This is a genomic window from Halobacillus sp. BBL2006, from assembly GCF_000786645.1.
Taxonomy (GTDB): domain Bacteria; phylum Bacillota; class Bacilli; order Bacillales; family Halobacillaceae; genus Halobacillus.
Genome location: NZ_JRNX01000286.1, coordinates 1 through 1954 on the forward strand (window position 1 = coordinate 1; position 1954 = coordinate 1954).

Sequence of the window (1954 nt, forward strand, 5' to 3'; positions counted from 1 at the left end):
GGGCGAACTGGAAACGATGTGAAACCATTGGTGCTCATCGCGATGTTGTGAGATGTTGGCCGGGTGCGGAGTCCTGGGGATAGAATCGTTCCGATACTTTTTTAAGAGGGACGAATTTGTCACAAGTGGTGGAACGGAAACCGCTGGAGCAACTGGGAGAGTCTTGGTTCCCTTCGAGGAGGTTTTGACGGCGCACCTGCAACCTCATCCTCGGCTAGGAATCCGATCGATACTTTTGTGTGCGCGGGGAACAACCAGATGTGGCATAAATGGTGGGACGGTTCACGGTGGAGCAATTGGGAAGATTTTGGTGCTCCAGAGGGCGGGGTACGCCCCTCACCAGGTGCCGTTTCCGGGGGACAAGACCGAATCGATTGCTATGTTAGAGGAAGAAAGGATCATATGTGGCATAAGTGGTATTCATAAAGTTCCTCATAAAAAACCCCACCGTGTGACCGGTGGGGCTCCTCATTTTATAAACTTTTATTTTCCGATGAACATTTGAGTCCAGTAGTTTCCATTCTCTGCATGTCCAACACCGATGTGAGTGAAGTTCGGGTTCATGATATTTTTACGGTGACCTTCACTGTTCATCCAGCCTTCAACGACTTGCTCAGGAGATGTTTGTCCCATTGCGATGTTTTCACCAGCTGTGCGGTAATCAATGCCGTACTGCTTCATCATATCGAATGGAGATCCATACGTCGGGCTATTGTGAGAGAAATATCCTTTATTCTGCATGTCTAGTGACTTGTCTTTAGCAACGGCACTAAGCTCTGTATCTAGTTCTAGCGGCTGAAGACCTTGCTTCGCGCGTTCTTCGTTCGTCAATTCAACGACTTTCTTTTCAAAGGCAGATACTTCTGAACTTACATCCTGGGTGTTTTCCTCTTTAGGTGCTGCTTCCTCTTGAGTTGGTTGTGCTTCAGGAGCAGGTTGTTCTTTTGCTTCTGCTGGCTGCTCTTGTTTAGGTTGTTCTACCTTTGGAGCTGGCTGTTCCTGTTTCGGCTGCTCTTGCTGCTGTTGTTCAGAAGGCGCAGGTTTTGGCTGAGGTTTTGCCGGTTGAACTTGGAACTGCTCTAGAAGAGATTGAATGTCTACTTGCTGGAAGTTTTGGCTTTTCAATGCTTCTTCATTATCTGCAACCCAATCTAGTACGCTATCTATTTGAACGTTCTTTTGTTCTACTTTAAAGGATTGGCTGTCCCCTGTTGATGCTAAAGAAGTAGCCGGCGCTGCTAGTAATGATAAAGCAAGCGCTCCTGTTACGAATAGTGATTTGCCTTTCATGAAAACTCCTCCTTGAAAAAGTTTGTTTTTTTCAACAACTTCATCCTACCATTGGGTTTTCGTAATATTTGAGGATGATTCTGGAAGTGTAAGAGGAGAGGAAAAGAGGTAATAGGCAAGTAAAAGGCAAATGAGTGCGCCACTTCTATATTTTTTATGAGATTTAGAAAAGTAGGAATACTAGAATAGTGGAAGTGAAATTTTCATTTATTAATAAATATTACCAATATTTCAAGGTTGACAGGTTTTGAGATCGTCTGATTTTTTTACATATGTGACACCGGTGTTACAAAGTTTCATAGAGATTAACCTGAAAAAAAGCCTCATCCAAATGGACGAGGCTTTTCTTTATTATGGTTTTAAAATCACCTTGATGTTCCCGTCTTCTTTTTTATCAAAAATGTCGTAGGCTTTAGAAGCATCATCAAGACTCATGCTATGGGTAATGATATCAGTCGGATCGAATTCTTTATTTTCGATCATGTCATAGAGTTCCGGCATAAGGTGAATGACAGGAGCTTGGCCCATTTGCAAGGAAACGTTACGCGTGAAGAAGTCTCCTAATGGAAAACCATTTGCTTCTGTCCCATAAACACCAGTCAGTTGAACCGTACCGAATTTTCTCACAGCCTTGGAAGCGGTTTTGATCGGACTGATCGTTCCA

The 1954-nt window shown here is 43.8% G+C and carries 2 protein-coding genes and 1 pseudogene; 1 reads left to right on the plus strand and 2 read right to left on the minus strand.

The genetic code is table 11. The features are described 5' to 3' along the window. The first annotated feature begins 258 nt into the window (after positions 1-258). The gene (locus LD39_RS22590; RefSeq protein ID WP_156112604.1) at positions 259-426 is read left to right on the plus strand and encodes a hypothetical protein; all 168 of its coding nucleotides are present in this window, start codon (positions 259-261) and stop codon (positions 424-426) included. A 57-nt stretch (positions 427-483) separates the two neighbouring features. On the opposite strand, the gene LD39_RS09415 is transcribed toward LD39_RS22590, so the two are convergent. Both LD39_RS09415 and LD39_RS23065 read right to left on the minus strand, forming a co-directional pair. Next, the gene (locus tag LD39_RS09415) at positions 484-1290 is read right to left on the minus strand and encodes a CAP domain-containing protein (RefSeq protein ID WP_035545536.1); all 807 of its coding nucleotides are present in this window, start codon (positions 1288-1290) and stop codon (positions 484-486) included. A gap of 351 nt (positions 1291-1641) precedes the next feature. Next, positions 1642-1954: pseudogene (locus LD39_RS23065) on the minus strand (glutathione-dependent formaldehyde dehydrogenase); the annotation flags it as partial.

What these genes read in the sequence shown, in the direction of transcription:
- LD39_RS22590 (WP_156112604.1), top strand. Translation starts at nt 259, where the DNA reads ATGTGGCATAAATGGTGGGACGGTTCACGGTGGAGCAATTGGGAAGAT.
- LD39_RS09415 (WP_035545536.1), bottom strand. Translation starts at nt 1,290, where the DNA reads ATGAAAGGCAAATCACTATTCGTAACAGGAGCGCTTGCTTTATCATTA.